The sequence below is a fragment of the Leptolyngbya sp. FACHB-541 genome (assembly GCF_014695875.1).
Taxonomy (GTDB): Bacteria; Cyanobacteriota; Cyanobacteriia; order Elainellales; family Elainellaceae; genus JAAUTN01.
On record NZ_JACJPC010000112.1, the window covers coordinates 23,225 to 44,402 of the forward strand.

The window sequence follows — 21,178 nt, forward strand, 5'->3', positions numbered from 1 at the left end:
CGCACCGCAGTGCGCCCCTACAGAAATTGATATGTCGCGAAATCTGTCTAAAGGGATTTCGGTAAGGATGGGCGATCGGAAATTAGAACTGCGGCTAATCGGGTAAAATACCCCGCTAGTTCAGTCCTAAACAGTGCTATAGCGGTTTTCAACCGTATAAAAAACATATCGTTTCTGTAGGTGCGAACAACCGTTTGCGTCTACCTATGGTTTGTTGATCTGAAAGCCGTTATCAATCAGTGGGTTCTACAAGACTTCCATTCATCCGGCTTCAATATGGGAGAAATCAAACAGAATTTGGTGAGTTTAAAAAGGTTCACCAATAAACAAATCTAGCGAGGGATGAGAACACTGGGATTTTCAGTAATCTGAAAGGTAATTTGAAAAGCAACTTTAAAGCCGTGTTTTAGAAAAGTGAACGTAAACAGTGAGTGGCTGAGCCAACAAACGAGGGCACTAGGTGAGCGAGTAAGTACTCTATTACAACACGCTCACTCCAATTCATTACAACATCCAGAACTGTTGTCCGAAGCATTGGAAGAACTGGGTACTTCCTTGGAAGAACTCCGAATGTCTCAGGAGGTATTGAACCAGCAGAATCAGGAATTGTTAGAAGCTCATGCAGCATTAGAAGTAGAACGACAGCGCTACCAGGAGCTATTTGAATTTGCTCCTGATGGTTATTTAATCACTGACTCCGAAGGTAATATTCAGGAAGCTAATCATGCGGCTAGTTTGTTGCTCAAGGTGCCGCAGAAGTATTTGATCGGGAAACCTCTAACCGTGTTTGTGCCTCAGCCTGAGCATGGAGCTTTTTGGAACGAACTGAACCGATTGCAGCAGGTTGAACGACTTTCGGAGTGGATCATTCGATTACAGCCTCGCGGTGCCCATCCTTTTGATGCGGCGCTAACGGTTACTACAATGTTTGACTCCAAAGGTAATTCTGTGGGGTTGCGCTGGCTACTGCGAGACATCAGCGAACGCAAGCAACTCGAAGCAGCGCAGTTGCAGAATGCACTGGCTGAAATGACCAATCAGGCACTAGAAGCAGAAATTGTTCGGCGGAGACAACTAGAGCAGGAACTGCGCCAACAAGCAGAATCTCTGAATCAGGCAAGTACTCTTAAGGACGAATTTTTGGCAATCGTCTCCCACGAACTGCGATCGCCCCTCAACGCTATGTTGGGCTGGACGCAGATGCTTCGCAACAAGCAGTTAAATGAGTCAATGGTTGCTCGTGGATTAGAGACAATTGAGCGAAATGCTAGAGCACAGGTAAAACTAGTCGAAGACTTGCTGGACATCTCTCGGATCATTCGGGGCAAGCTTTTCCTTAATATTCGGCCTATCAATCTGGTGTCAGTGATTCAAGCAGCGATCAAGTCTGCACAGCCTGCTTTCACGGCTAAAAATATTCAGATTCGGACAGTATTAGATGAATCAGCCACTTTCGTATTGGGAGATGGCGATCGCCTCCAGCAGATCGTTTGGAATTTGCTTGCTAACAGCACCAAGTTCACGCCTCAACACGGACTAATTGAAGTTCGACTAGAGCGCATTGCCACTAACGCTGTGATTACTGTAAGCGATACTGGGGAAGGCATTCGTTCAAATTTTCTGCCTTACGTTTTTGATCGCTTTCGTCAGGCAGAACAGGCCACCACTCGGTGTCACGGCGGATTAGGTTTAGGACTGGCGATCGTGCGTCAATTGGTAGAAATACACGGAGGAACGGTTGAAGCAGACAGCCCAGGCGAAGGGCAAGGAGCCACTTTCACAGTCACTTTGCCTTTGCTGGTAAACAAAGAGGAAGTCAGAGGATGGGAAGAAATTTACCCTTCCAACCTCTCACCCTTTCATCCCCTCCTGGGTTTGCAAGTTTTAGTAGTTGATGATGAAGCAGACAACCGTGAATGGATAGCTGTTGTGCTGAAGGATGCTGGCGCAAACGTCAAGACAGTCACCTCAGCCAATGAAGCTTTGCAAGTGATTCAACAGTCGCAGCCCGATATTTTAATCAGCGACGTGAGAATGCCAGAACAGGATGGCTATGCGCTAATTCGTCAGGTACGGGAAATCGAATCAGAGCGCCCAAACTTGATCCCAACTACCGCAAAGCACGCTCACCTTCCGGCGATCGCCTTAACTGCTTATGACAGAGAAGATGATGATCGCAAGCAATTGCTAGATGCAGGCTTCCAGCTTCAGCTACCTAAGCCAGTTGAGCCCACTGCACTGGTGGCAGCAGTAGTCAGTCAGATTAAGTGCGTTTGAGCCCGGGATGCTTTGCGTTACTGAACCACCACGTCTTCTGACTCTTGCAGCTTCTTCCCGATGCGAGGTTCTGTGCCTGCCATCAATCGCTGAATGTTGCTGCGGTGCCGCCAAATGACATAAAGCCCACCTGCGATCGCCAACAGCTGATAGGGCAAAGGCTGATTCAGTGCCACGATGAGAACACAGCCTGCGATCGCCGCCACAATCGATCCCAAGGACACAATTCTAAACAGCGCCAACACGACCCCAAAGGCTGCCAGTGCGCCCAACCCGACCATCCACGACATCGCCAACAAAACACCTAGCCCTGCTGCAACTGATTTGCCGCCGCTAAAGCCAATCCAGATTGATTTGCTGTGTCCAAAGATGGCAAGCAATCCAGCGATTGTTACCGCCCAGGGCACCCAGATTTCTAGATCAATCGATGCGGGAGTCGTAGCAACCACCGCTGGCAATGTATAGAGCCAACGCGTGAAGGCGATCGCCCCCACTCCCTTCAACACATCAATCAGCAGCACTGCCAGCGCTGGCAGTTTACCTAGCGTTCGCAAAACATTTGTCGCACCCGTCGAGCCAGACCCATGCTGCCGAATGTCAATTCCTTTCAATCGCCCAATCCAGTAGCCCGTGGGAATAGCGCCCAGCAAGTAAGCCACGACCACTACGATACCGCCCCACATTGCCCACGTCGCCATTAGGACAAGCCTCACTCAAAGCAAAAGCAAAATCAAACAGTGTTGCACCATCAGTTTACCGTGCTGTCACAGGCTTTTGTTTCGGTCTGTCAAAAGATGCATTGACGAGCCTAAAGGGCAGTGTTACCTTATTTGGAAATCGAATAAGTAAGTCAGCCTAATCTGGGCTTATGTTTGTTTGCGATCAGTCACAAGCAAAGTTCAGAACGGAGGAACCAAATTTTGGGGCTTATCATTGCTTGATGTAGGGTTTTCGGGTTTAGGGATGATCATTTTTCCCTTGATCTTCATCCTCCATCTTCAATGAGGGACACCTCTCAGTCCTCGCCCGTCAGCTAACTCCGTCGGCATTGAGAGGAGACTGAAGAATCAGCATTTTTACTACTGCTAGATACTTCAGTGTCCTCATGTGTATGCAAGGGACGCTTTTTTGTGCGCTCGAATCGGAGTGGCACAGCGTTTCTTAGTCTGCGATCGCCTCTCGCACTCTCAGGAGGATTCCATGCTGCTGCAATTCAACATTCAGGTCATTCTTGTCGCTGCTCAAGCAACGTGGCGGCGATCGCTTCGCCCAGCACTAGTGCGAGACTCTGTGCTGCTACCAATATTGGGGTTTGCAGGACTCATTCTGCTGTGGTGGATTATTGCAATCTTCCGAAGCGAACTCATGCCTACTCCCTGGCAAGCCCTGGTTGCAAACCTTGATTACATCCTGCATCCTTTCTACCGACGTGGACCAGGGAACTTAGGAATTGGCTGGTTGCTAGCAGCAAGCCTGCGCCGGGTCCTGATTGGGTTTGGGCTGGGTGCCCTGGTTGCCATCCCCGTTGGCTTCCTGATTGGTATGTCAAGGCAAGCCATGCTAGCGCTAAACCCGATTATTCAAATCCTCAAGCCCGTTTCCCCACTGGCTTGGCTGCCGATCGCCCTTGCTATCTTTAATCTGGCAAACCCTTCCGCCATTTTTGTTATTTTCATTACGTCACTCTGGCCCACCATCATTAACACAGCTTTGGGCGTATCTAGCGTTTCTAAAGACTACATTAACGTCGCACGAGTGCTAGAAATGCCTCGCTGGAGACAAGTCATTAAAATTATTCTGCCAGCCAGCTTGCCCTACATTTTCACCGGGCTGCGGATCAGTTTAGGGATTGCCTGGTTAGTCATCGTCGCAGTCGAGATGTTGACAGGTGGCATCGGCATTGGCTTCTTCGTTTGGGATTCCTGGAATCGACTCAACCTAAGTTCTGTATTTCTGGCAGTAGTTGTAATTGGGGTTACAGGACTGGTTTTAGATTACTTCGTCAGCAGAATCCAAGTTTGGGTAACGCATCGTCCTATCTCCCAAACCTAATCCTTTGGCTACAAATCAATCTGTGGAACGAGCTTCTTGACCGTTTTGACCAAGCAGAAAAACTGCTCTACAGGCAACCAGAAATTCTGAACTTTAGCTACTTTTTGCGTCACCCCATACCCAGCAAGAGGGCCGAGCATGACTACTCTTTTTGATAACCCCTGGAGTCGGCGGAGATTTCTCAAACGATTTGGCGCGACCGCAACCGGATTGGCACTAGCTTCCTGCGCCACAGGTAGCACCAGTTCAAACATCCTCACTCCCGCGGCCCAAGCGATCGATCAGGTTGTTGATCCCGGTACGTTAGAAAAGCCAAATCTGACTATTGGCTATGTCCCGGTCAATGACTGTGCGCCATTTGCGATCGCCCACGAAAAAGGCTTCTTCCACAAATATGGGCTAAACGTCAAGATGAACCGGGAAGCAAGCTGGGCCACCTCCCGCGATGGCATCATCTTTGGTCGCCTCGATGCCGCACCTGTCGTCTCTGGTGCAGTCACCAACGCCCGCAGTGGAGCCGAAGGCGCACGTCACGCGCCGCTGTGTGCCGCCATGACGATTCACCGTCACGGCAACGCCATGACCATGAACAAGGCGATGTGGGAGAGTGGCTTGCGTCCCTGGCAAGAATACAACGGTGACCTGGAAACTTTTGGTCAGGACTTTCGCCGACATTTTGGTAGCCTGCCTCCAGAACGGCGAGTTTGGGCAGTCGTCCTTAGTTCTGCCATTTATGAATACTTCATTCGCTATCTGTCAGCAGCAGCAGGGATAAATCCGCTAGATGAGTTTCGTATCATCATTACGCCGCCGCCCCAAATGGTTTCCAACATTCGCATCGGTGCAATGGAAGGCTACATGGTGGCAGAACCCTGGAACACCCGCGCTATCAGCGGCAACGAAGGCGTTGGTTTCACCTTTGCCCAGGGGCGAGAAATTTGGCAGGGGCACCCAGACCGTGTGTTGGGAGTAATGGAGTCCTTCATCGAAGAAAACCCCAAAACCTATCGCTCATTGGTCAAGGCCATGATTGAAGCCTGTCAATATTGCAGCAATCCTGACAACCGCCAAGAGGTTGCTCAAATCATCACAGGTATCTCCTACACGGCTGCCAAACCCAAAACCTGCCAGGCACCCCCAGCCATTACTGAAGACAACATTGGCTCTTTGCCTGACTGTGTTACCAAATTCACGGGAGCTGCCATCCTGGGGAACTACAACTACGGCGGGTTTGATGAAAAAGAGCGGCTAGTCGAAGCGCCTGACGAGACAACTATCTTCTTCGATATGCCTTCGACCGTTTCTACGGTACCCAATGATCACTCTACGTTTCTCTGGCAGTCGCAAAGCATTTGGCTTATGACCCAGGCTACCCGATGGGGACAAATTTCAGAATTTCCTAGAAATGCGGAAGAACTGGCTAGACAAGCTTGGAGAACTGACTTATATCGTGAGATTGCCGCAGAAATGGGCATTGAGTGTCCGGCTGATGATTACAAAGTTGAACCGCCAGAGGCATTCATTGACAACATCGGGTTTGACCCCAGTGATCCGGTTGGCTATTTGAATCGTTTTGATATCCGAGCCGATCGCCCCACTCGCATCTTCATGTCTTGAGAATTGCGGCTCTAAACCATTCCTGATCTAGATTTCTCGCTCTACTGCAACTAGGAGTCCCACATGATTAAACCCACTGCGAACTTTGCCAACACATCTCAAACTGCAAACTCACCCAAAGAGTTTTTGGTAATCGAAAATGTGACAAAGGCTTACCCTAAGCCAAACGGTGGTGAAACGGTGGTTCTCGACGACATCAACCTGAATATTGGTGAGAACGAATACATCTCCATCATCGGTCACTCCGGCTGCGGCAAATCGACTCTGCTCAAGATTGTTAGTGGACTAGAAAAGGCGACATCAGGCTCCATCTGGCTAGACGGACGCGAAGTTCGCAAGCCCGGAGCAGAAAGGATGATGGTGTTTCAGCACTATTCCCTACTGCCCTGGTTAACGGTGCGCGAAAATATTCGATTAGCCGTTGATGAAGTGCTAGATCACCTAACTCCCGCAGACAAAAAGCGAGTGGTGAATGAACACATCGCTATGGTGAACCTGAATGCAGCGGCTGAGAAGTACCCTGATGAGCTATCCGGCGGGATGAAACAGCGGGTGGGTATTGCTAGAGCATTGGCCATTCGCCCCAAAATGCTGCTGATGGATGAACCTTTTGGAGCGTTAGATGCTTTAACGCGCGGCAGGTTGCAGCGGCAAGTATTAGACATTTGGGAGAATCAGCGACAGGCAGTCATGATGGTGACTCACGATGTGGATGAGGCGCTGTATATGAGCGATCGCATTGTCATGATGACCAACGGTCCGCACGCCAAGATAGGTGAAATTCTAGATGTCCCCTTTGAGCATCCCCGCGTCCTGAAAGAACTGCGAGAGATGCCCATCTATTACGACCTGCGAAACCATGCGTTGAATTTCCTCGATCAGCACTTCAGTCAAGATGATTAGTCGGTTGGGGTTGGCGATCGATTATTAACTACTTCCCAGTTAAAGATTAGGTACTAAAAGATTCAGGGATCACCCCCACTTAGCAGGGCTGCATCCCTGAATCTTTTAGTGGAAGAGTAACTATATAGTTACGGTTAGTGCTCCTCAATCACTGAGCAGTAACGTGATGCATAGCTTCAGTGCCAGTATTTTCAAATTCCGTCTGGGAAAGCTTTTAGGGGTCTGAAACTAGTTCACACCCAACCCGTCTATAGAGTAGTGGTATAGGCTAAAGCACCAGGCACAAACATTGCACCCTAGTCACAATCTCTTTACTGAATGTGATGTAGGTTGGGTGAAACAACGTGAAACCCAACACTCACCTAGATTCTGTTGGGTTACGCATTCGCTTCACCCAGCCTACGATACATACATAGTTTTAGGAGCTTTGTCGGTCAACCAGAAGTAGGACATCACAACGGTTTTCCCAGTTGGCTGCAACTCTTAACCGTTTGTAGGATAACCCGCAAAGTTATCTGCATCACACTCCTCTTGGTAACAAAAGTAGCCTAATGGTGGAGGACTAAACTAATTGCGATCAGGCATCCTAGTAGACAGGATCGAAAGAATAATGGCTGGGGATCATGACGAACTGTGTAGAAAACCATTTAGCTCGACTTAAATGCAGTACCAAAGCAGAATGGAATTCTCAATATAAATAGAGCCAAGATTCTCCAAATTCTCTAAACCGTCCTTCCGATTAAAACAAATCATTTCTTAACCTTTTTAGTCCAACTACTATGAAAAAAACAGAAGGCGTAAAGATTGAAACTGTACTGACACGCCTGCAGAATACTCTGGGGCAAGAAGACTGGGTCAAACAAATCTTGTTGCTGCGAGGAGCAAAGTCAAATATTGCATCTCGCAAAACAATCAACTTGATTGTTGGCTACAACGGCTCTTCCAGTAGTCAAGCAGCCTTAGACCTAACGCTATGGATTGCCCACCAAATTCGCCTAGCCACGAAAAAGCAAGTCACTGTCCATGTGGTTTATGTGGTAGAAGACCTTCAGAGCCTTCAGCAGTCTAGCGATTTTGGCACTTTGAATAGCGGGCAGCATTCTGAGTTGAGCCAATCTGTATCTCAGTTGCCTCAGTTCACCTCTAATGTCGCGACTTTAATGCGATCGCCCCTAGAACTCAGCCCTTCACGCACCACCGTTTGCAGTACCTCCTGTCACCCTAGCCCCGACGCATCACTGAGTGCACTAGAAAAAGCCGACTGTATCCTCTGGCAAGCTCGATGCATGGCAGAAGAGTGGCGTGGCTCTCTTGATGCCCATCTGCGCTTTGGCACAGTAGCAGGTGAGCTACGTGAGGTTGTGGAGTCTTTACACGCCGATTTGCTGGTTTTGGGCTGCACTTCTGCTAATCATCGGCTGATTCGTCAACTCACTCGTCGCTTTCCTTGCTCGGTGGTGGGTATACCCACTCAGGCAGCCGTTGCCTAACAGGTGAGTTTACAACAATGTAATGGGCAGCTTTTCATCTGCCCATTGTGTCAATCAGGTGAGCTTTTTCTGTTTAGCTCCTGGGAGCGTACATCATGATTAAAACGCCGATCAATACAACCCAGCCGCCCAAAAGATCAAACTTGTCCGGTCTGATCTGATCCACTAGCCAGCCCCACAAAATAGACATCGCAATAAACACACCCCCGTAGGCAGCATAAGCACGTCCAAAATGAGTCGGTTGCAGCGTCGGAACGGCACCATACAGTCCGAGTATCACCACTCCAATTAGCGCTAACCAATAACTCTTTCCCTCTCGCAAAGCCAACCAAACCAAATAGCCACCGCCAATTTCACAGACTCCAGCCAGGACAAAAAACAACATCGACTGAATCACGGGCACATCCTCTTCGACCTTTCCCCGACAAATCTTCTTATGGAGGTTGGGTGAAGCAGAGCGGAACCCAACACTCACCTAGATTTCGTTGGGCTCCGCATTCGCTTCACCCAACTACGATATACCCATAGTTTTGGGAGTTTCGCTATGCGGTATTATCGGAAGGAGTTGCTTAACAGAGAGTTGAGAGCAAAATGTCTCTACAAAACACTTTTTACTGCATTTCTCCCCCATCTGCCCGCATTCACTAGGGCAGGACAAACAAAGATTTTTTCAGGTTGATTGCTTGAATCTCTTTTGAGCATTGCTGAAGCCAGATACAAGTTCGCAACTTATCCAGTTGCGCGAACTTGCATTTCTGACTAGCGATCGCCCCTATTAATCCTGCCCTCGCTTCTAAACGGTTCATTGACCTTTGCGGGAATAAGGATTTTTTCCATGAAAACTCAAGTCAACGCTCAAACGATCGCTCGCCTTGGGCTAGTTTCGATTTTGCTCGCAGCAACGCTGTGGGGCACGGTTGGGGTGGTGATTCAAGCGCTGTATCGGTTGAGCGACACCAATCCCCTTTCGGTTGGCTTTTTGCGGCTAGCGCTCTCGCTGCCGCTGCTGTTTGTAGTTTGCGGGTTTACTTTGGGACGCAAAACGTTTCGGGTAGCGCGGCGCGATTTGGGGCTGATGCTGCTGATTGGTGCAATGACTGCGCTGTATCAGGTTTGCTATTTCTCAGCGATTACCCATATTGGTGTAGCAGCAGCGACGCTGATTGCACTTTGCGTTGCGCCGGTCTGGGTGGCACTGCTGGCAACCGTTCTATTGCGCGAACGGATGACTCGCGGCGTTTTCTTAGCAGGAAGCTGTGCGATCGCCGGAACAATTCTGTTAGTAGGCATACAGCCGGATTCTGAAATGCAGTCAATGGGGTTAGGCGTGCTGCTAGCGCTGGGTTCAGCACTGGGCTATGCGGTGGTCGCGCTGTGTGGGCGATCGCTAGCCGAGCGCTATCATCCGCTGCAAACGTTGACCATTGGGTTTGGCTCTGGAGCAGTCATTCTCCTACCGTTTGCCCTGGGAACTGGATTGGCAGTCAACTACTCCGGTCTGGGCTGGTTAGCGCTGCTGTATCTGGGCATCATCCCGACAGCCCTCGCCTATCTGCTCTACTTTGGTGGAATTCGCCATACCACCGCGACCGTTGCCAGTATTGCAACCCTGCTGGAGCCGCTTGTCTCGACTGTATTAGCCTGGTGGCTGCTGAATGAGCAACTGGGTTCGCTGGGAATAGTCGGAGCAGTGTTGCTATTGGGGGCGATCGGATTGCTGTATTTGGAGGACGGGAGGAGGAAGAGTGAAGGATAAGGGATGAAGTAGGATGTGTTAGCGCAGCGTAACGCATCGCCTTTTGCTCGTTCCCAAGCTCCGGCTTGGAAACACGTTTTGGAAGCTCCCGCTTCCAGTGCCACCGGAGAGGAAGCGGGAATTTCCTTGATTACACTGCCAAACTGGAGCTTGAGCTGGTTAACTGACAAAACCTTTAAAACCATTGATATGCCGTAGGTTGGGTGAAGCATCGCGGAACCCAACCGAATTGAGGCAGGAGTTGGGTTCCGCTTTGCTCTACCCAACCTACATCAGGAGATTTGTCAGTCAATCAGAGAGCTTGAGAACTAGTCCAGCTTGAGAAGTAGATAATACCAGAGCTTAGCAACTAGGCAAAGCCGCAATGCCACTATAACTTCGTCTTCAGGTAAGAACTTATGGCTCTTTTTATTAATCATTGGATAAAGTGTCCCTCAGAACAAGCTAGAGGACTTGGTAGTTGTCGTAGCGGAGTCTACATACTCGTTTTAGTTAACGCGCCTGTAGAAGAAACCGCTCAAGCGTTAAGCACTACAAGAGGAATGAATGTTTGGGAGAAAAATGTATATGGGCAAGAAATTAAAATCCTTTATGAAAGCACTTTTGTACTGCGTTTTCGGGGTCATTCCTGGAGCATGATTTATATGCCTTTTGTTATAGCTTCTCGAATTGACGAAAATCGGCGAGTTGGGGATTTGAGTAAATATAGATCTCTTGTGCGTCCGCCGTATGTTACGGAGCCACAACAGCTTGAAGAAATCCCAGAGTCAGCCAAACCAAAACGAAAGTTCAATGTGTTGCAAGACCAGGACACTTTAGAGTTATCTAAATTGCTCAATACTCACGCTATTTATTACTGGGATAGTGATGGAGAGTCTATTGAATATCAGCTGTACAGCAATGGCGCGTTACAAGAAAAATTCTTCTATGAGGTAGGTTTTCCTATCCAGTTTCAGTCCGAGCTGAGGCGTTCTAATTTTCATAGAATCAGAGATATTCGTAAAATTAGAGATAGAGAAATTAGAGATAGAACCGCTTTTTCCTTCATAGACGAGTTCCTTAAACAGCAGGATGCTTATATCCCTGACTTGGCTGTGGTAGAACACGTGGTGAATGAAGATCTGGTTGTTGAAGTTAAAGATCTTGCACCTGATGGTATTGAACGAGTGGATTATTTAGCCTTCCAGTAGAGAACTAGCTAGTTCCTAAGCTGAAGCGTAGGAGCCAGTTATGGTGCGATTCTGATTAGTCGTGCGGAATTTAGAGGTTCTACTTCTAACGTTAGGCAGTCGGAGGCAGAGCCTTTATTTGGGATCACCAATCAGAGGCTAAGAACTGGGGAAGCCAAAGGTTAGGGATCAGAGACTTCAGATTTTAATCCCGGAACTGTACTTTGAAGGGAGAGGCTTCTGGTTCTAAACCAGAAAGTTCCGGTTCTGAACTGGAACTTTTCGGCTTTGACCTCGGAACTTCTGATTTGAAATTGAAAACTTCCTGTTTGAAATTAGAACGTTCCAGTTTAAACCTGAAAACTTTCGGTTTAGAATCGAAAATTTCTTATTTGAGATTAGAACGTTGCGGTTTAAACCTGAAAGCTTTCGGTTTGAAATTAGAACGTTGCGGTTTCAAACTGGAAATTTCCTGTCTCAAACTAGAAGCTTCAAACTGAGAACTCGAAATTGCCAGTTTTGAGGGCGATCGCCCCCTCCCAACTCCCAATCGCCCCACCCTCACTTCCCCGACCCGCCGCTCACTTTTGCCTTATAACCAAGCTGGATCAGAAATTGGGCAATCTTCTGAGCATGATCGCCCTGAATTTCAATTTCATTGTCCTTGATCGTTCCACCTGCCCCACACTGGGCTTTAAGCTGCTTCAGCAAAGCCGCCAGCGTTTCAGAATTAGATTGGAAACCACTGATTACTGTGACCGTTTTGCCCTTTCGTCCCTTGCGGGAAGCCTGCACCTTCAGGTTTTGCTGATTGGGCGGCAGGTCAGGTGTGCCCCGTTGCATCGCAGCCGAGTTATCGGGCGTACCGAACTCGGAGTAGACGACGCGATCTTTACCTGACTTTTGTGAATCAGATGATTTACCTTTAGAAGCCGCCATATCCCAAAACCTCCTATCGGAAAGCAATTCACCGCGTCTTTGCAGAATAGCAATTGTTCTATTTTCTGGAATGTTTCTATCTTCCAGGATTTCTCTATAATGGGGGCTAATCCATTATCTTAAATTGGGTCTGTGACACGTACTCCCCTTTCCCCCAGCCAAAATACCACCGATGCTCCTAGCATTTCAGAATCGACTCAGCGACCAGATAACCTAGGACGGTTCGGACGATTTGGCGGCAAGTACGTACCCGAAACCTTGATGCCTGCTTTGACAGAGCTAGAGACTGCATTCTACGAATATCGCGATCAGCCAGAGTTTCAGCAAGAGCTGCAAGGGCTGATGCGCGATTATGTAGGACGACCCAGTCCGCTCTACTTTGCTGAACGGCTAACGCAGCATTACGCTCGACCCGATGGCACAGGCGCACAGATTTACTTAAAGCGAGAAGACCTAAACCACACCGGTGCACACAAGATTAACAATGCGCTAGGGCAGGTGTTGCTGGCAAAGCGAATGGGCAAACAGCGGATTATTGCCGAAACGGGAGCAGGACAGCACGGCGTAGCGACTGCAACGGTTTGCGCTCGATTTGGTTTGACCTGCATCATCTACATGGGCGTTCACGATATGGAGCGGCAGTCGCTCAACGTGTTTCGGATGCGCCTGATGGGAGCAGAGGTGCGCCCGGTTGCAGCTGGAACCGGAACGTTGAAAGATGCCACGTCTGAAGCAATTCGTGATTGGGTAACAAACGTAGAAACAACCCATTACATTCTTGGCTCCGTTGCCGGACCGCATCCGTATCCAATGGTGGTGCGCGACTTTCAAGCCATCATTGGGCAGGAAACCAGAGTTCAATGTGAGGAGAAATGGGGTGGATTGCCAGACATTCTCCTCGCCTGTATTGGCGGCGGCTCGAACGCAATGGGTCTGTTTAACGAATTCGTAAATGAACCCAGCGTCAGAATGATTGGCGTAGAGGCGGCCGGTGAAGGCGTTGACACAGGCAAACATGCCGCAACTTTGACCCAAGGACGAGTTGGTGTGCTGCACGGAGCAATGAGCTATCTGCTGCAAGACCAGGATGGTCAGGTGATTGAGCCTCATTCGATTAGTGCGGGATTGGACTATCCCGGTGTTGGGCCAGAACACAGCTTCCTCAAAGACGAAGGACGGGCAGAGTATTACAGCGTGACGGATCAGGAAGCGATAGACGGATTCCAGCAGCTTTCTCGGTTGGAAGGAATTATTCCAGCGCTGGAGACGGCTCATGCGATCGCCTTCCTCAATACGCTCTGTCCTCAACTTACAGGCAACCCTCGCATCGTGATCAACTGCTCAGGACGAGGCGACAAAGATGTGCAAACGGCGGCCAAGCTTTTAGACATGACCAGCTAGCTATTGCAGATCGCTATCGTGGAGTAGATAGGCTTACTCCACGATGGTTCACATGGTTCGTTTTATTTCGTTTGCAAGATTTGCTGCATTTTGGGTTGGTGGCGCAGGTTTGTTGGCGATCGCTTCCTGCCAAGAAGTTACTTCTGAAGTGCTGCCACAGCTACGTCCGCCTGAGCAACCTGAGCAGTCCGCTTCCCCTTCAGAAAGCCAGCCTCCCAGCCCTTACGCTGAGCTAGAACAGGCAGTTCACACTCAGATTAATCAATATCGCGCAGAACAAGGGCTACCACCGCTAGAGCTAAACGCTGAGATGAGTGAAATTGCCCGGCAACACAGTCAAGCAATGGCAGACGGGCAAGCTTCCTTTAGTCATGATGGGTTTGAGCAAAGGGGACAGGCGATCGCCCGCAAAATCCCATTCAGAACGGTTGCCGAAAATCTCGCCTTTAATCAGGGTTTTGCTGACCCTGTAACGCAAGCCGTAGAAGGCTGGATCGACAGTCCCGGACATCACGCTAACATTAAAGGCAACTTTGACCTGACGGGCATTGGTGTGGTCAAAAATGAGCAAGGGGAATACTACTTGACGCAGCTTTTTGTGAAGCGGCTGTTGCCGTTTTAGGGGTATTGGTCACTGGTCGCTGGGTCAGTGACTAAACTCAGACTTTTGAATACTAGAATTGGTCTAGTTTCTCCAGTGTGGCTTGATGGAATTTGAATTTCAGGTGTGCGATCGCGATCTCTCCGATGAGATTCTTTCTGAGTATTTGCAGGCGGAGGCGATCGCTGTTGATACCGAAACGATGGGATTGTTGCCACAGCGCGATCGCCTTTGTTTGGTGCAGCTTTGTGACCCCAAAGGAAACGTAGCGGTCGTTCGCATCGCACTGGGGCAAACCGAGGCACCCAAACTTAAACAGGTTCTAGAGTCCTACAGCACCGTTAAGGTGTTTCACTTTGCCCGCTTTGACCTGGCGACGTTGCAGCATCACTTAAACATTCAAGTTCAACCGACCTTCTGCACTAAAATTGCCAGCAAGCTAGCCCGCACCTACACGCCCCGTCATGGATTGAAGGATCTAGTGCAGGAGCTAGAGAGAGTTGAGCTGGACAAAAGCGCCCAAAGCTCTGATTGGGGAAATGCTGCCAACCTATCTGAGGAACAGCTTCGCTACGCGGCAAATGATGTACGCTATTTGCTCAGCGTCAGGATCAGACTGACCGAAATGCTGAAGCGAGAGGGACGCTGGGAGCTAGCTCAGGAGTGCTTTGCCTGTCTACCTACCATCGTCAAGCTAGACCTGATGCAGTATTCCAGCATCTTTGAGCATTAATTCAACATGAAAATTGCAACCTGGAACGTTAACTCAATTCGCACTCGAATGGAACATGTGACCAACTGGTTGCAGGAGAATCCTGTAGATGTGCTTTGTGTGCAGGAAACGAAGGTTGTGAATGAGGACTTTCCGCGATCGCCCTTAGAAGCTTTGGGCTATCACCTCTACATCTACGGGCAAAAGTCCTACAACGGTGTAGCACTGATTAGCCGCGCTCCGCTCACCGATGTGAAAATGGGCTTCTCAGCCGTTCTTCCCGAAACCCTGGTGGATGACCTTGATGACCAAAAGCGTGTGATCAGCGGCATCGTCAACGATCAGGTGCGACTAATTAACCTTTACGTACCCAACGGCTCTTCAGTCGGCAGCGATAAATATGAGTACAAACTGCGCTGGCTAAAAACCTTGCGGGAGTATGTACAAGCTTTGATGCTTCAGTTACCCAACAACCTATTGATCTGCGGCGACTTCAACATTGCCCTTGAAGACCTGGATATTCATAATCCTCAAGGGCGCGAAAAAATGGTGATGGCAACCGACCTGGAGCGGGAAAGCCTGAAAGCCGTCCTGGATTTGGGACTTCAGGACGTGTTTCGCAAATTTAACCAGGAAGGGGGACAGTACAGTTGGTGGGACTATCGCACCGCCGCTTTTCGTCGCAACCTTGGCTGGCGGATTGACCACCACTACGCCACTCAACCCCTTTATGACTCCGCAAAAAGCTGCACCATCGACCTAGCTCCCCGCAAACTCGAAAAGCCCAGCGATCACGCCCCCGTTATTGTGGAACTTTAATCAGAACTAAGAATTACGTTGGAGGACAGCATTTACCGAAGAAACTTTTGGCTGAACCTGTAAATTTCACACCTTGACCTAACCTAATCCACAGATGAACGAGCAAGCTTGGCAAGTCGATCCGCAATCCAGATCTTGATAATCGATTGGCGGGTTACTCCGAGCCGCTTAGCTTCCTGGTCCAATGCAGCAACCATCCATGTTGGAAAATCAACATCAATCTGTTGCTGTTCGTATCCAGGACGTTTTGCTTGAGGGAGGTCTAGAGAAGCGGTGATATCCTCTCCGTTGTCAAATTTGCTATCAAATTCGGTTGCTTTCATAAACTTTCACCTCTTCTACACGAGAGCAACGAACAGAAATAATGCGAATCTTGCCCTTTCGATAGGTAATTACCGCTGACCAATGCTTCTGAAGAATTTTGCCAATCACTAAGTATCTTGGCTCATCTTCAGTCTTTGCTGGAATCTCAATTCTGGCAGGATCAGCCCACAGTCTCTGTGCTTCTACAAAGTCAATCTTGTGCTTCTCCTGATTAGATTCGCTCTTAGATGAATCATACTCAAACTCCATAGGCTGTATGAGTCATACGCTCCTTTCCTCAGCGTTCTCTCACTCATCTTAATTTCTGCCTTGAGTGGAGCGATCGCACACCTCACATAAATCTTGAGCTACCCTACGGGAAGAAGCATATACAATCTGCCTCTAGCCCCCAGTCCCTAATCCTCACCCCCCAATCCCCATGTTTCTAGTTACTGGAGCCACCGGAGATCTCGGCACCCGCGTCGTTAAGCGGTTGCGAGAAGAAGAAAAACCCGTCAGAGCCTTCGCGCGTCTGACCTCGCGCTATGCAGAACTTGAAAGTCGTGGCGCAGAAATTTTTGTTGGCGATCTGTTGAAAGAGCGAGATATTCAAAAAGCCTGCCAGGGCATTCGCTATGTGATTAGCACTCACGGTGCAAGCGAAGCCGGTGGTGGCACTGCTGAAACGCTGGACTATCGCGCCAATATTGACTTAATTGATGCAGCAAAAGCTGCCGGAGTTGAGCATTTTGTCTTCATTTCCGTGCTGGGAGCCGATCGCGGCTATGAAGACGCACCGACATTTAAAGCAAAGCGGGCAGTTGAAAACTACTTGCAAGCTAGCGGACTCAACTACACAATCCTGCGTCCATCCGGCTTTGCTTCTAACATTGTGCCCTTGGCAGAGCGGTTCAAGCAATCCGGCATTTATTTCACTATTGGTGACCTGAGAATTCGCTCGTCGATCGTCAGCACCGATGATTTAGCCCGAATTGCAGTAGATTCCGTAGCCATTGACGCCGCCCGCAATCAAATCTTTGCGGTTGGTGGGCCAGAGATTATTGAGCGAGGCAACATTCCAAAAATCTTTGAACAGATTTTTAATCAGGAACCCGTTGTAATTAATCCGCCCATTGGCGCTGTGGATGGGATTCGCACCGTCGTAGGATTCTTTAATCCTGAAGCAAAGCAGGCGCTGGGAACTTTTCGGACATTGCTCTCGAATGAGTTTTACTGCACTGCTACCGAAATCGAGCGATTAGAATCGGTCTTCAACATGAGAATGGAAACCCTGGATAGTTACATCAGACGGTATGTGCCAGCTCAGGCTTAGGCACCAAAGCCACCACCACCGGGAGTTTCAATTACAAACAGATCACCTGAATGTACCTGTACTTCTGCCTTACCGGGTAGAGAGGCGATCGCCCCATCCTTTCGTTCTACAAAGTTACGACCGATCGCCCCAGGTTCACCTCCCTGCAACCCAAAGGGGGGAATGATCCGATGCCCTGAGAGAATTGCGGCAGTCATCGTTTCGCGAAAACGGATGCGGCGAATCACGCCATTACCTCCCGAATGGTGTCCTTTGCCGCCACTGTTGTGCCGAATTGCAAACTCTTCTAGCAACACGGGAAACCGCCATTCCAATACTTCTGGATCGGTGAGTCGTGAGTTAGTCATGTGAGTTTGCACGGCATCGGTTCCGTCAAACGTTGCTCCAGCGCCAGAGCCACCACAAATAGTTTCGTAGTATTGGTGCTGCTCATTGCCAAAGGTGAAATTGTTCATCGTGCCTTGGGCTGCCGCCATAACACCGAGAGCACCGTAGAGTGAGTTGGCGATCGCCTGTGAAGTCTCCACATTTCCCGCAACTACAGCAGCAGGATAATGTGGATTTAACATGCAGCCATCGGGAATGGTAATTTCCAAAGGTTTCAAGCACCCCGCATTGAGTGGAATATCATCTTCCACAAGGGTGCGAAACACATATAAAACAACTGCTTTGCAGATCGCAAGAGGTGCATTTAGATTGCTCTGCTGTTGGGGTGAAGTGCCTGTGAAATCGACGTGGGCAGAGCGATCGCCCCGATTAATCGTAATCTTCACGCGAATCTCGCAGCCGTCATCCATTGGATAAACAAACTGCCCATCCTGCAATACATCAATCACTCGTCGCACGGACTCTTCTGCATTGTTTTGCACATGCTGCATGTAAGCCCGCACTGTTTCTAAACTATAGTGTTCGACCATTCGCAGCAATTCCTGTGACCCTCGCTCATTCGCAGCAACCTGAGCCTGTAAGTCAGCAATATTTTGTGAAACATTCCGAACCGGATACTCCCCAGAAGTGAGTAGATCAACTAATTTAGATTCACAAAACTCTCCTTGATTCACAAGCTGAAAGTTATCAATTAACACTCCTTCTTGCTCCATTGAGGTGCTGTGAGGCGGCATAGAGCCAGGAGTAATCCCACCAATATCAGCGTGGTGTCCACGAGATGCAACGTAGAAGAGAGGGGTAGAGGGATGGAAAGTTGCTACAGTGGCAAAAACGGGAGTGATAACGGTGATATCAGGAAGGTGAGTGCCGCCGTTGTAGGGGTTGTTGGAGACGTAAACATCACCGGATTTGAGAACATCACTTTTTGCTTGAATCAAACTGCTGACGCTCTCGCTCATAGAGCCGAGATGGACTGGAATATGAGGCGCGTTGGCAACCAGTTGACCGTGCTGGTCGAAGATGGCACAGGAGAAATCTAGCCGCTCTTTGATATTAACGGAATAACTGGTGTTTTGTAATGTGATGCCCATTTCTTCAGCGATCGCCCGAAATAGGTTGTTGAAAATTTCCAGAAGAACAGGGTCGGGTTTGCTGGAGGTTGAGGGTTGGGAAATGAGAAGGGGTTCGTCTTTTGTTCGTTGTTCTTTGCTCTTTATTTGGGTTAACACCAAATGGTTTCGCTGGGTCAGTTCTGCGCTCCAGCCCGGTTCAATGACATTGGTGCCGGTGGGTTCGATGATTAGGGATGGACCGGGAAGGCGATCGCCTGGTTTCAGGTCTTCTCGCTGGTAAACCGGGGTGTCGTGCCAGGTGTCGTGAGTGTACATCTGGACGGTGGCGATCGGGTTGAGCGGGGTAGTTCTGCCCGTAGGAAGCAGAGGTTCGGTGAGTGGCGTGGTTTGTCCAATTGCTTCCACTGAGACAGCTTCCACAATCAGGACTTTGTGAGGCATGGTGAAGCCATAGCGCTGATGATAGGACTGCTCAAAGTGAGTTCGTATCGTGTCTGCATCACCAAAGTCTACGATCAGGGCAGAATCCGTGCCTTCGTAGCGAAGATGAGTTTTAAGCAACGTTTGGATGCGATCGCCACTCACTCCCTGTGCCAGGATTTCCTGCTGAGCTTCTGCACTCAACTCCTCCAACATCTGCTTTAGCGTAGGAATTGTATCTGGAGTTAAGCGAACCTCTGCTGCTTTTTCTTTGAGGGTACGAAGGTCAGCTAAACCAATACCATAAGCTGACAGTACGCCTGCATAGGGATGAATAAAGATTTGCGTCATGCCTAGCGCTTCAGCAATCAGGCAGGCATGCTGTCCACCTGCGCCACCAAAGCAGCAGAGAGTGTACTCAGTTACGTCATAACCCCGCTGAACCGATATCTTTTTGATTGCGTTAGCCATTTTGTCGATGGCGATCGCCAAAAACCCTGCTGCCACTTGTTCTGAGGTGCGGGAATCACATGTTTTGGAGTGAATTTCTGCACTCAACTCAGCAAACTTTTGCTGCACAATGGCATTATCCAAAGGCAAATTCCCTGTTTCACCAAACACATGTGGGAAAAACTCTGGCTGAATTTTGCCCAACATCACATTACAGTCGGTCACTGCAAGTGGTCCACCCTTGCGGTAGCAGGCTGGGCCAGGGTTTGCCCCTGCGGATTCTGGTCCAACTCGATAGCGAGAACCATCAAAAAACAGAATTGAGCCTCCCCCTGCCGCAACCGTGTGAATCGACATCATCGGGGCACGTAGTCGCACACCGGCTACTTCTGTTTCAAAAGTGCGTTCATACTCCCCGTTAAAGTGAGAGACATCGGTGGAGGTGCCTCCCATATCAAAGCCAATAATTTGATTGAATCCTGCAGCAGTGCTGGTTTTAACCGCTCCTACAATTCCTCCAGCGGGGCCAGAAAGGATACTGTCCTTGCCTTGAAACAGTCGGGCATCAGTGAGTCCTCCATCCGACTTCATGAACTCCAGTTTGGTAGAGTGAGTTTCTGTTTTGGTGAGGTTGGCTGCGACCTGCTCTACATATCGCCGCAAAATTGGAGACAAATAGGCATCAACAACGGTAGTATCTCCCCGACTCACCAGTTTCATTAACGGACTCACTTCATGGGAAACAGAGATCTGTGTGAAGCCGATTTGTTGGGCGATCGCCATCACCTGTTGCTCATGTTTGGGATAGCGGTAGCCATGCAAAAATACAATCGCACAGGCATGAATGCCATCTTCAAAGGCAACTTGCAATGCTTGAGTTAAGCGGGCTATTTCTTCAGGGCTGATGGCAATGAGTTCTTCACCCTGCGCCGTGTAGCGCTCCTCCACTTCAATCACCTGTTCATACACCATTTCGGGTAGAACAATGTGACGCGCAAAAATATTTGGTCGATTTTGATAGCCGATCCGCAGAGCATCTCGAAAGCCTTTTGTGATTAACAGAAGGGTGCGATCGCCTTTTCGCTCTAACAGGGCATTGGTCGCTACCGTTGTTCCCATCTTCACCACCTCAACCGCTCCTGATGGAATGGGTTCATCAGAGGCAATTCCTAAAATGTCTCGAATGCCTTGGATCACTGCATCCTGATATCGTTCTGGATTCTCTGACAACAGTTTGTAGACAATCACCCACTGATGATCAGGCAGCGAGACAACCTGAAACCGTTCAGGAGAATGAGAGAGGTGACGGGCGATCGCCTCATCATCCGTCACGGCAACCAAGTCAGTAAACGTACCCCCGCGATCGGCAAAAACTTTCAGCATAGAGCAGTGCTCACTGGGCTAATGCCATGACAATTTCACTTGATTGTATGACACCTGTTGAAAATCACCGCAACATGCTGAACGACCAGTAAT

The 21,178-nt window shown here is 49.2% G+C and carries 22 protein-coding genes and 1 riboswitch; of the genes, 14 read left to right on the top strand and 8 right to left on the bottom strand.

What is annotated here, in order from left to right; translation table 11 throughout:
- Window positions 1–414: 414 nt before the first annotated feature.
- Entirely contained in the window at window positions 415–2,277 is a 1,863-nt protein-coding gene (locus tag H6G00_RS24540) for an ATP-binding protein (RefSeq protein ID WP_190798757.1), read from the top strand.
- Window positions 2,278–2,294: 17 nt separating this feature from the next.
- Here the strand turns inward: H6G00_RS24540 and plsY are convergent, their stop codons facing one another.
- Entirely contained in the window at window positions 2,295–2,975 is a 681-nt protein-coding gene (gene plsY, locus H6G00_RS24545; protein ID WP_190798758.1) for a glycerol-3-phosphate 1-O-acyltransferase PlsY, read from the bottom strand.
- A gap of 183 nt (window positions 2,976–3,158) precedes the next feature.
- Window positions 3,159–3,340: riboswitch (cyclic di-AMP (ydaO/yuaA leader) on the top strand.
- 137 nt (window positions 3,341–3,477) lie between these two features.
- On the opposite strand from plsY, the gene ntrB reads away from it, so the two are divergent.
- Window positions 3,478–4,329 (top strand): nitrate ABC transporter permease, encoded by an 852-nt coding sequence (gene ntrB, locus H6G00_RS24550; protein WP_190798789.1) that lies wholly within the window; start codon window positions 3,478–3,480, stop codon window positions 4,327–4,329.
- Window positions 4,330–4,337: 8 nt separating this feature from the next.
- Here the strand turns inward: ntrB and H6G00_RS36270 are convergent, their stop codons facing one another.
- Window positions 4,338–4,469: a hypothetical protein gene (locus H6G00_RS36270; RefSeq protein ID WP_277881961.1), complete on the bottom strand. Its 132-nt coding sequence runs from the start codon at window positions 4,467–4,469 to the stop codon at window positions 4,338–4,340.
- Between H6G00_RS36270 and H6G00_RS24555 the strand changes: the two genes are divergently transcribed.
- From H6G00_RS24555 to H6G00_RS24565, 3 genes are all read left to right on the top strand, one after another.
- Window positions 4,468–5,946 carry an ABC transporter substrate-binding protein gene (locus tag H6G00_RS24555; RefSeq protein WP_190798759.1) on the top strand — a complete coding sequence of 493 codons (1,479 nt, stop codon included), beginning with the start codon at window positions 4,468–4,470 and terminating at the stop codon, window positions 5,944–5,946. The genes H6G00_RS36270 and H6G00_RS24555 overlap by 2 nt on opposite strands.
- Window positions 5,947–6,009: 63 nt before the next feature.
- Window positions 6,010–6,849: an ABC transporter ATP-binding protein gene (locus H6G00_RS24560; RefSeq protein WP_190798760.1), complete on the top strand. Its 840-nt coding sequence runs from the start codon at window positions 6,010–6,012 to the stop codon at window positions 6,847–6,849.
- Window positions 6,850–7,628: 779 nt separating this feature from the next.
- Complete coding sequence (locus H6G00_RS24565; protein WP_190798761.1) at window positions 7,629–8,339, top strand: universal stress protein; 711 nt, start codon at window positions 7,629–7,631, stop codon at window positions 8,337–8,339.
- A gap of 73 nt (window positions 8,340–8,412) precedes the next feature.
- Here the strand turns inward: H6G00_RS24565 and H6G00_RS24570 are convergent, their stop codons facing one another.
- Together H6G00_RS24570 and H6G00_RS24575 are read right to left on the bottom strand one after the other, a co-directional pair.
- Window positions 8,413–8,724: a YnfA family protein gene (locus H6G00_RS24570; protein WP_190644137.1), complete on the bottom strand. Its 312-nt coding sequence runs from the start codon at window positions 8,722–8,724 to the stop codon at window positions 8,413–8,415.
- Between the two features lie 259 nt (window positions 8,725–8,983).
- Window positions 8,984–9,145, bottom strand: coding sequence for a hypothetical protein (locus tag H6G00_RS24575; protein ID WP_190798762.1), 162 nt, complete (start codon window positions 9,143–9,145; stop codon window positions 8,984–8,986).
- 29 nt (window positions 9,146–9,174) lie between these two features.
- Here H6G00_RS24575 and H6G00_RS24580 point away from each other — a divergent pair, with 29 nt between their 5' ends.
- The 4 genes from H6G00_RS24580 to H6G00_RS24595 all read left to right on the top strand — a co-directional run bounded on the left by H6G00_RS24580 (window position 9,175) and on the right by H6G00_RS24595 (window position 11,764).
- A complete protein-coding gene (locus tag H6G00_RS24580) occupies window positions 9,175–10,095 on the top strand; it encodes a DMT family transporter (RefSeq protein WP_190798763.1) in 921 nt (306 codons plus the stop codon).
- Between the two features lie 15 nt (window positions 10,096–10,110).
- Window positions 10,111–10,293: a hypothetical protein gene (locus H6G00_RS24585; RefSeq protein WP_190798764.1), complete on the top strand. Its 183-nt coding sequence runs from the start codon at window positions 10,111–10,113 to the stop codon at window positions 10,291–10,293.
- A gap of 200 nt (window positions 10,294–10,493) precedes the next feature.
- A complete protein-coding gene (locus H6G00_RS24590) occupies window positions 10,494–11,285 on the top strand; it encodes a hypothetical protein (protein WP_190798765.1) in 792 nt (263 codons plus the stop codon).
- A 203-nt stretch (window positions 11,286–11,488) separates the two neighbouring features.
- On the top strand, window positions 11,489–11,764 hold the full coding sequence (locus tag H6G00_RS24595) for a hypothetical protein (RefSeq protein WP_190798766.1): 276 nt from the start codon (window positions 11,489–11,491) through the stop codon (window positions 11,762–11,764).
- Window positions 11,765–11,825: 61 nt separating this feature from the next.
- On the opposite strand, the gene H6G00_RS24600 is transcribed toward H6G00_RS24595, so the two are convergent.
- A complete protein-coding gene (locus tag H6G00_RS24600; protein WP_190644056.1) occupies window positions 11,826–12,203 on the bottom strand; it encodes a translation initiation factor in 378 nt (125 codons plus the stop codon).
- A gap of 183 nt (window positions 12,204–12,386) precedes the next feature.
- On the opposite strand from H6G00_RS24600, the gene trpB reads away from it, so the two are divergent.
- The 4 genes from trpB (at window position 12,387) to xth (ending at window position 15,736) form a co-directional block, all read left to right on the top strand.
- A complete protein-coding gene (gene trpB, locus H6G00_RS24605; protein WP_347278222.1) occupies window positions 12,387–13,604 on the top strand; it encodes a tryptophan synthase subunit beta in 1,218 nt (405 codons plus the stop codon).
- Between the two features lie 52 nt (window positions 13,605–13,656).
- Window positions 13,657–14,226, top strand: coding sequence for a CAP domain-containing protein (locus tag H6G00_RS24610; RefSeq protein WP_190798768.1), 570 nt, complete (start codon window positions 13,657–13,659; stop codon window positions 14,224–14,226).
- 82 nt (window positions 14,227–14,308) lie between these two features.
- The gene (locus H6G00_RS24615) at window positions 14,309–14,938 is read left to right on the top strand and encodes a ribonuclease H-like domain-containing protein (protein ID WP_347277334.1); all 630 of its coding nucleotides are present in this window, start codon (window positions 14,309–14,311) and stop codon (window positions 14,936–14,938) included.
- 6 nt (window positions 14,939–14,944) lie between these two features.
- Window positions 14,945–15,736, top strand: coding sequence for an exodeoxyribonuclease III (gene xth / locus H6G00_RS24620; RefSeq protein WP_190798769.1), 792 nt, complete (start codon window positions 14,945–14,947; stop codon window positions 15,734–15,736).
- A gap of 83 nt (window positions 15,737–15,819) precedes the next feature.
- Here xth and H6G00_RS24625 read toward each other — a convergent pair whose 3' ends face one another.
- Complete coding sequence (locus H6G00_RS24625) at window positions 15,820–16,059, bottom strand: CopG family transcriptional regulator (protein WP_190644061.1); 240 nt, start codon at window positions 16,057–16,059, stop codon at window positions 15,820–15,822.
- Window positions 16,040–16,309: a BrnT family toxin gene (locus H6G00_RS24630; protein ID WP_190644062.1), complete on the bottom strand. Its 270-nt coding sequence runs from the start codon at window positions 16,307–16,309 to the stop codon at window positions 16,040–16,042. The genes H6G00_RS24625 and H6G00_RS24630 overlap by 20 nt, the downstream gene beginning before the upstream one ends.
- A gap of 169 nt (window positions 16,310–16,478) precedes the next feature.
- On the opposite strand from H6G00_RS24630, the gene H6G00_RS24635 reads away from it, so the two are divergent.
- Window positions 16,479–17,372, top strand: coding sequence for an SDR family oxidoreductase (locus H6G00_RS24635; protein WP_190644063.1), 894 nt, complete (start codon window positions 16,479–16,481; stop codon window positions 17,370–17,372).
- Here H6G00_RS24635 and H6G00_RS24640 read toward each other — a convergent pair.
- Window positions 17,369–21,085 carry a hydantoinase B/oxoprolinase family protein gene (locus H6G00_RS24640; RefSeq protein ID WP_190798770.1) on the bottom strand — a complete coding sequence of 1,239 codons (3,717 nt, stop codon included), beginning with the start codon at window positions 21,083–21,085 and terminating at the stop codon, window positions 17,369–17,371. The two genes, H6G00_RS24635 and H6G00_RS24640, sit on opposite strands and share 4 nt — an antisense overlap.
- Between the last annotated feature and the right edge of the window lie 93 nt (window positions 21,086–21,178).

What these genes read in the sequence shown, in the direction of transcription:
- H6G00_RS24565 (WP_190798761.1), top strand. Translation starts at nt 7,629, where the DNA reads ATGAAAAAAACAGAAGGCGTAAAGATTGAAACTGTACTGACACGCCTG.
- H6G00_RS24555 (WP_190798759.1), top strand. Translation starts at nt 4,468, where the DNA reads ATGACTACTCTTTTTGATAACCCCTGGAGTCGGCGGAGATTTCTCAAA.
- H6G00_RS24630 (WP_190644062.1), bottom strand. Translation starts at nt 16,309, where the DNA reads ATGGAGTTTGAGTATGATTCATCTAAGAGCGAATCTAATCAGGAGAAG.
- plsY (WP_190798758.1), bottom strand. Translation starts at nt 2,975, where the DNA reads ATGGCGACGTGGGCAATGTGGGGCGGTATCGTAGTGGTCGTGGCTTAC.
- H6G00_RS24590 (WP_190798765.1), top strand. Translation starts at nt 10,494, where the DNA reads ATGGCTCTTTTTATTAATCATTGGATAAAGTGTCCCTCAGAACAAGCT.
- H6G00_RS24640 (WP_190798770.1), bottom strand. Translation starts at nt 21,085, where the DNA reads ATGCTGAAAGTTTTTGCCGATCGCGGGGGTACGTTTACTGACTTGGTT.
- H6G00_RS36270 (WP_277881961.1), bottom strand. Translation starts at nt 4,469, where the DNA reads ATGCTCGGCCCTCTTGCTGGGTATGGGGTGACGCAAAAAGTAGCTAAA.
- H6G00_RS24570 (WP_190644137.1), bottom strand. Translation starts at nt 8,724, where the DNA reads ATGTTGTTTTTTGTCCTGGCTGGAGTCTGTGAAATTGGCGGTGGCTAT.
- H6G00_RS24610 (WP_190798768.1), top strand. Translation starts at nt 13,657, where the DNA reads ATGGTTCGTTTTATTTCGTTTGCAAGATTTGCTGCATTTTGGGTTGGT.
- H6G00_RS24625 (WP_190644061.1), bottom strand. Translation starts at nt 16,059, where the DNA reads ATGAAAGCAACCGAATTTGATAGCAAATTTGACAACGGAGAGGATATC.
- ntrB (WP_190798789.1), top strand. Translation starts at nt 3,478, where the DNA reads ATGCTGCTGCAATTCAACATTCAGGTCATTCTTGTCGCTGCTCAAGCA.
- H6G00_RS24600 (WP_190644056.1), bottom strand. Translation starts at nt 12,203, where the DNA reads ATGGCGGCTTCTAAAGGTAAATCATCTGATTCACAAAAGTCAGGTAAA.
- H6G00_RS24575 (WP_190798762.1), bottom strand. Translation starts at nt 9,145, where the DNA reads ATGAACCGTTTAGAAGCGAGGGCAGGATTAATAGGGGCGATCGCTAGT.
- H6G00_RS24560 (WP_190798760.1), top strand. Translation starts at nt 6,010, where the DNA reads ATGATTAAACCCACTGCGAACTTTGCCAACACATCTCAAACTGCAAAC.
- xth (WP_190798769.1), top strand. Translation starts at nt 14,945, where the DNA reads ATGAAAATTGCAACCTGGAACGTTAACTCAATTCGCACTCGAATGGAA.
- H6G00_RS24635 (WP_190644063.1), top strand. Translation starts at nt 16,479, where the DNA reads ATGTTTCTAGTTACTGGAGCCACCGGAGATCTCGGCACCCGCGTCGTT.
- H6G00_RS24580 (WP_190798763.1), top strand. Translation starts at nt 9,175, where the DNA reads ATGAAAACTCAAGTCAACGCTCAAACGATCGCTCGCCTTGGGCTAGTT.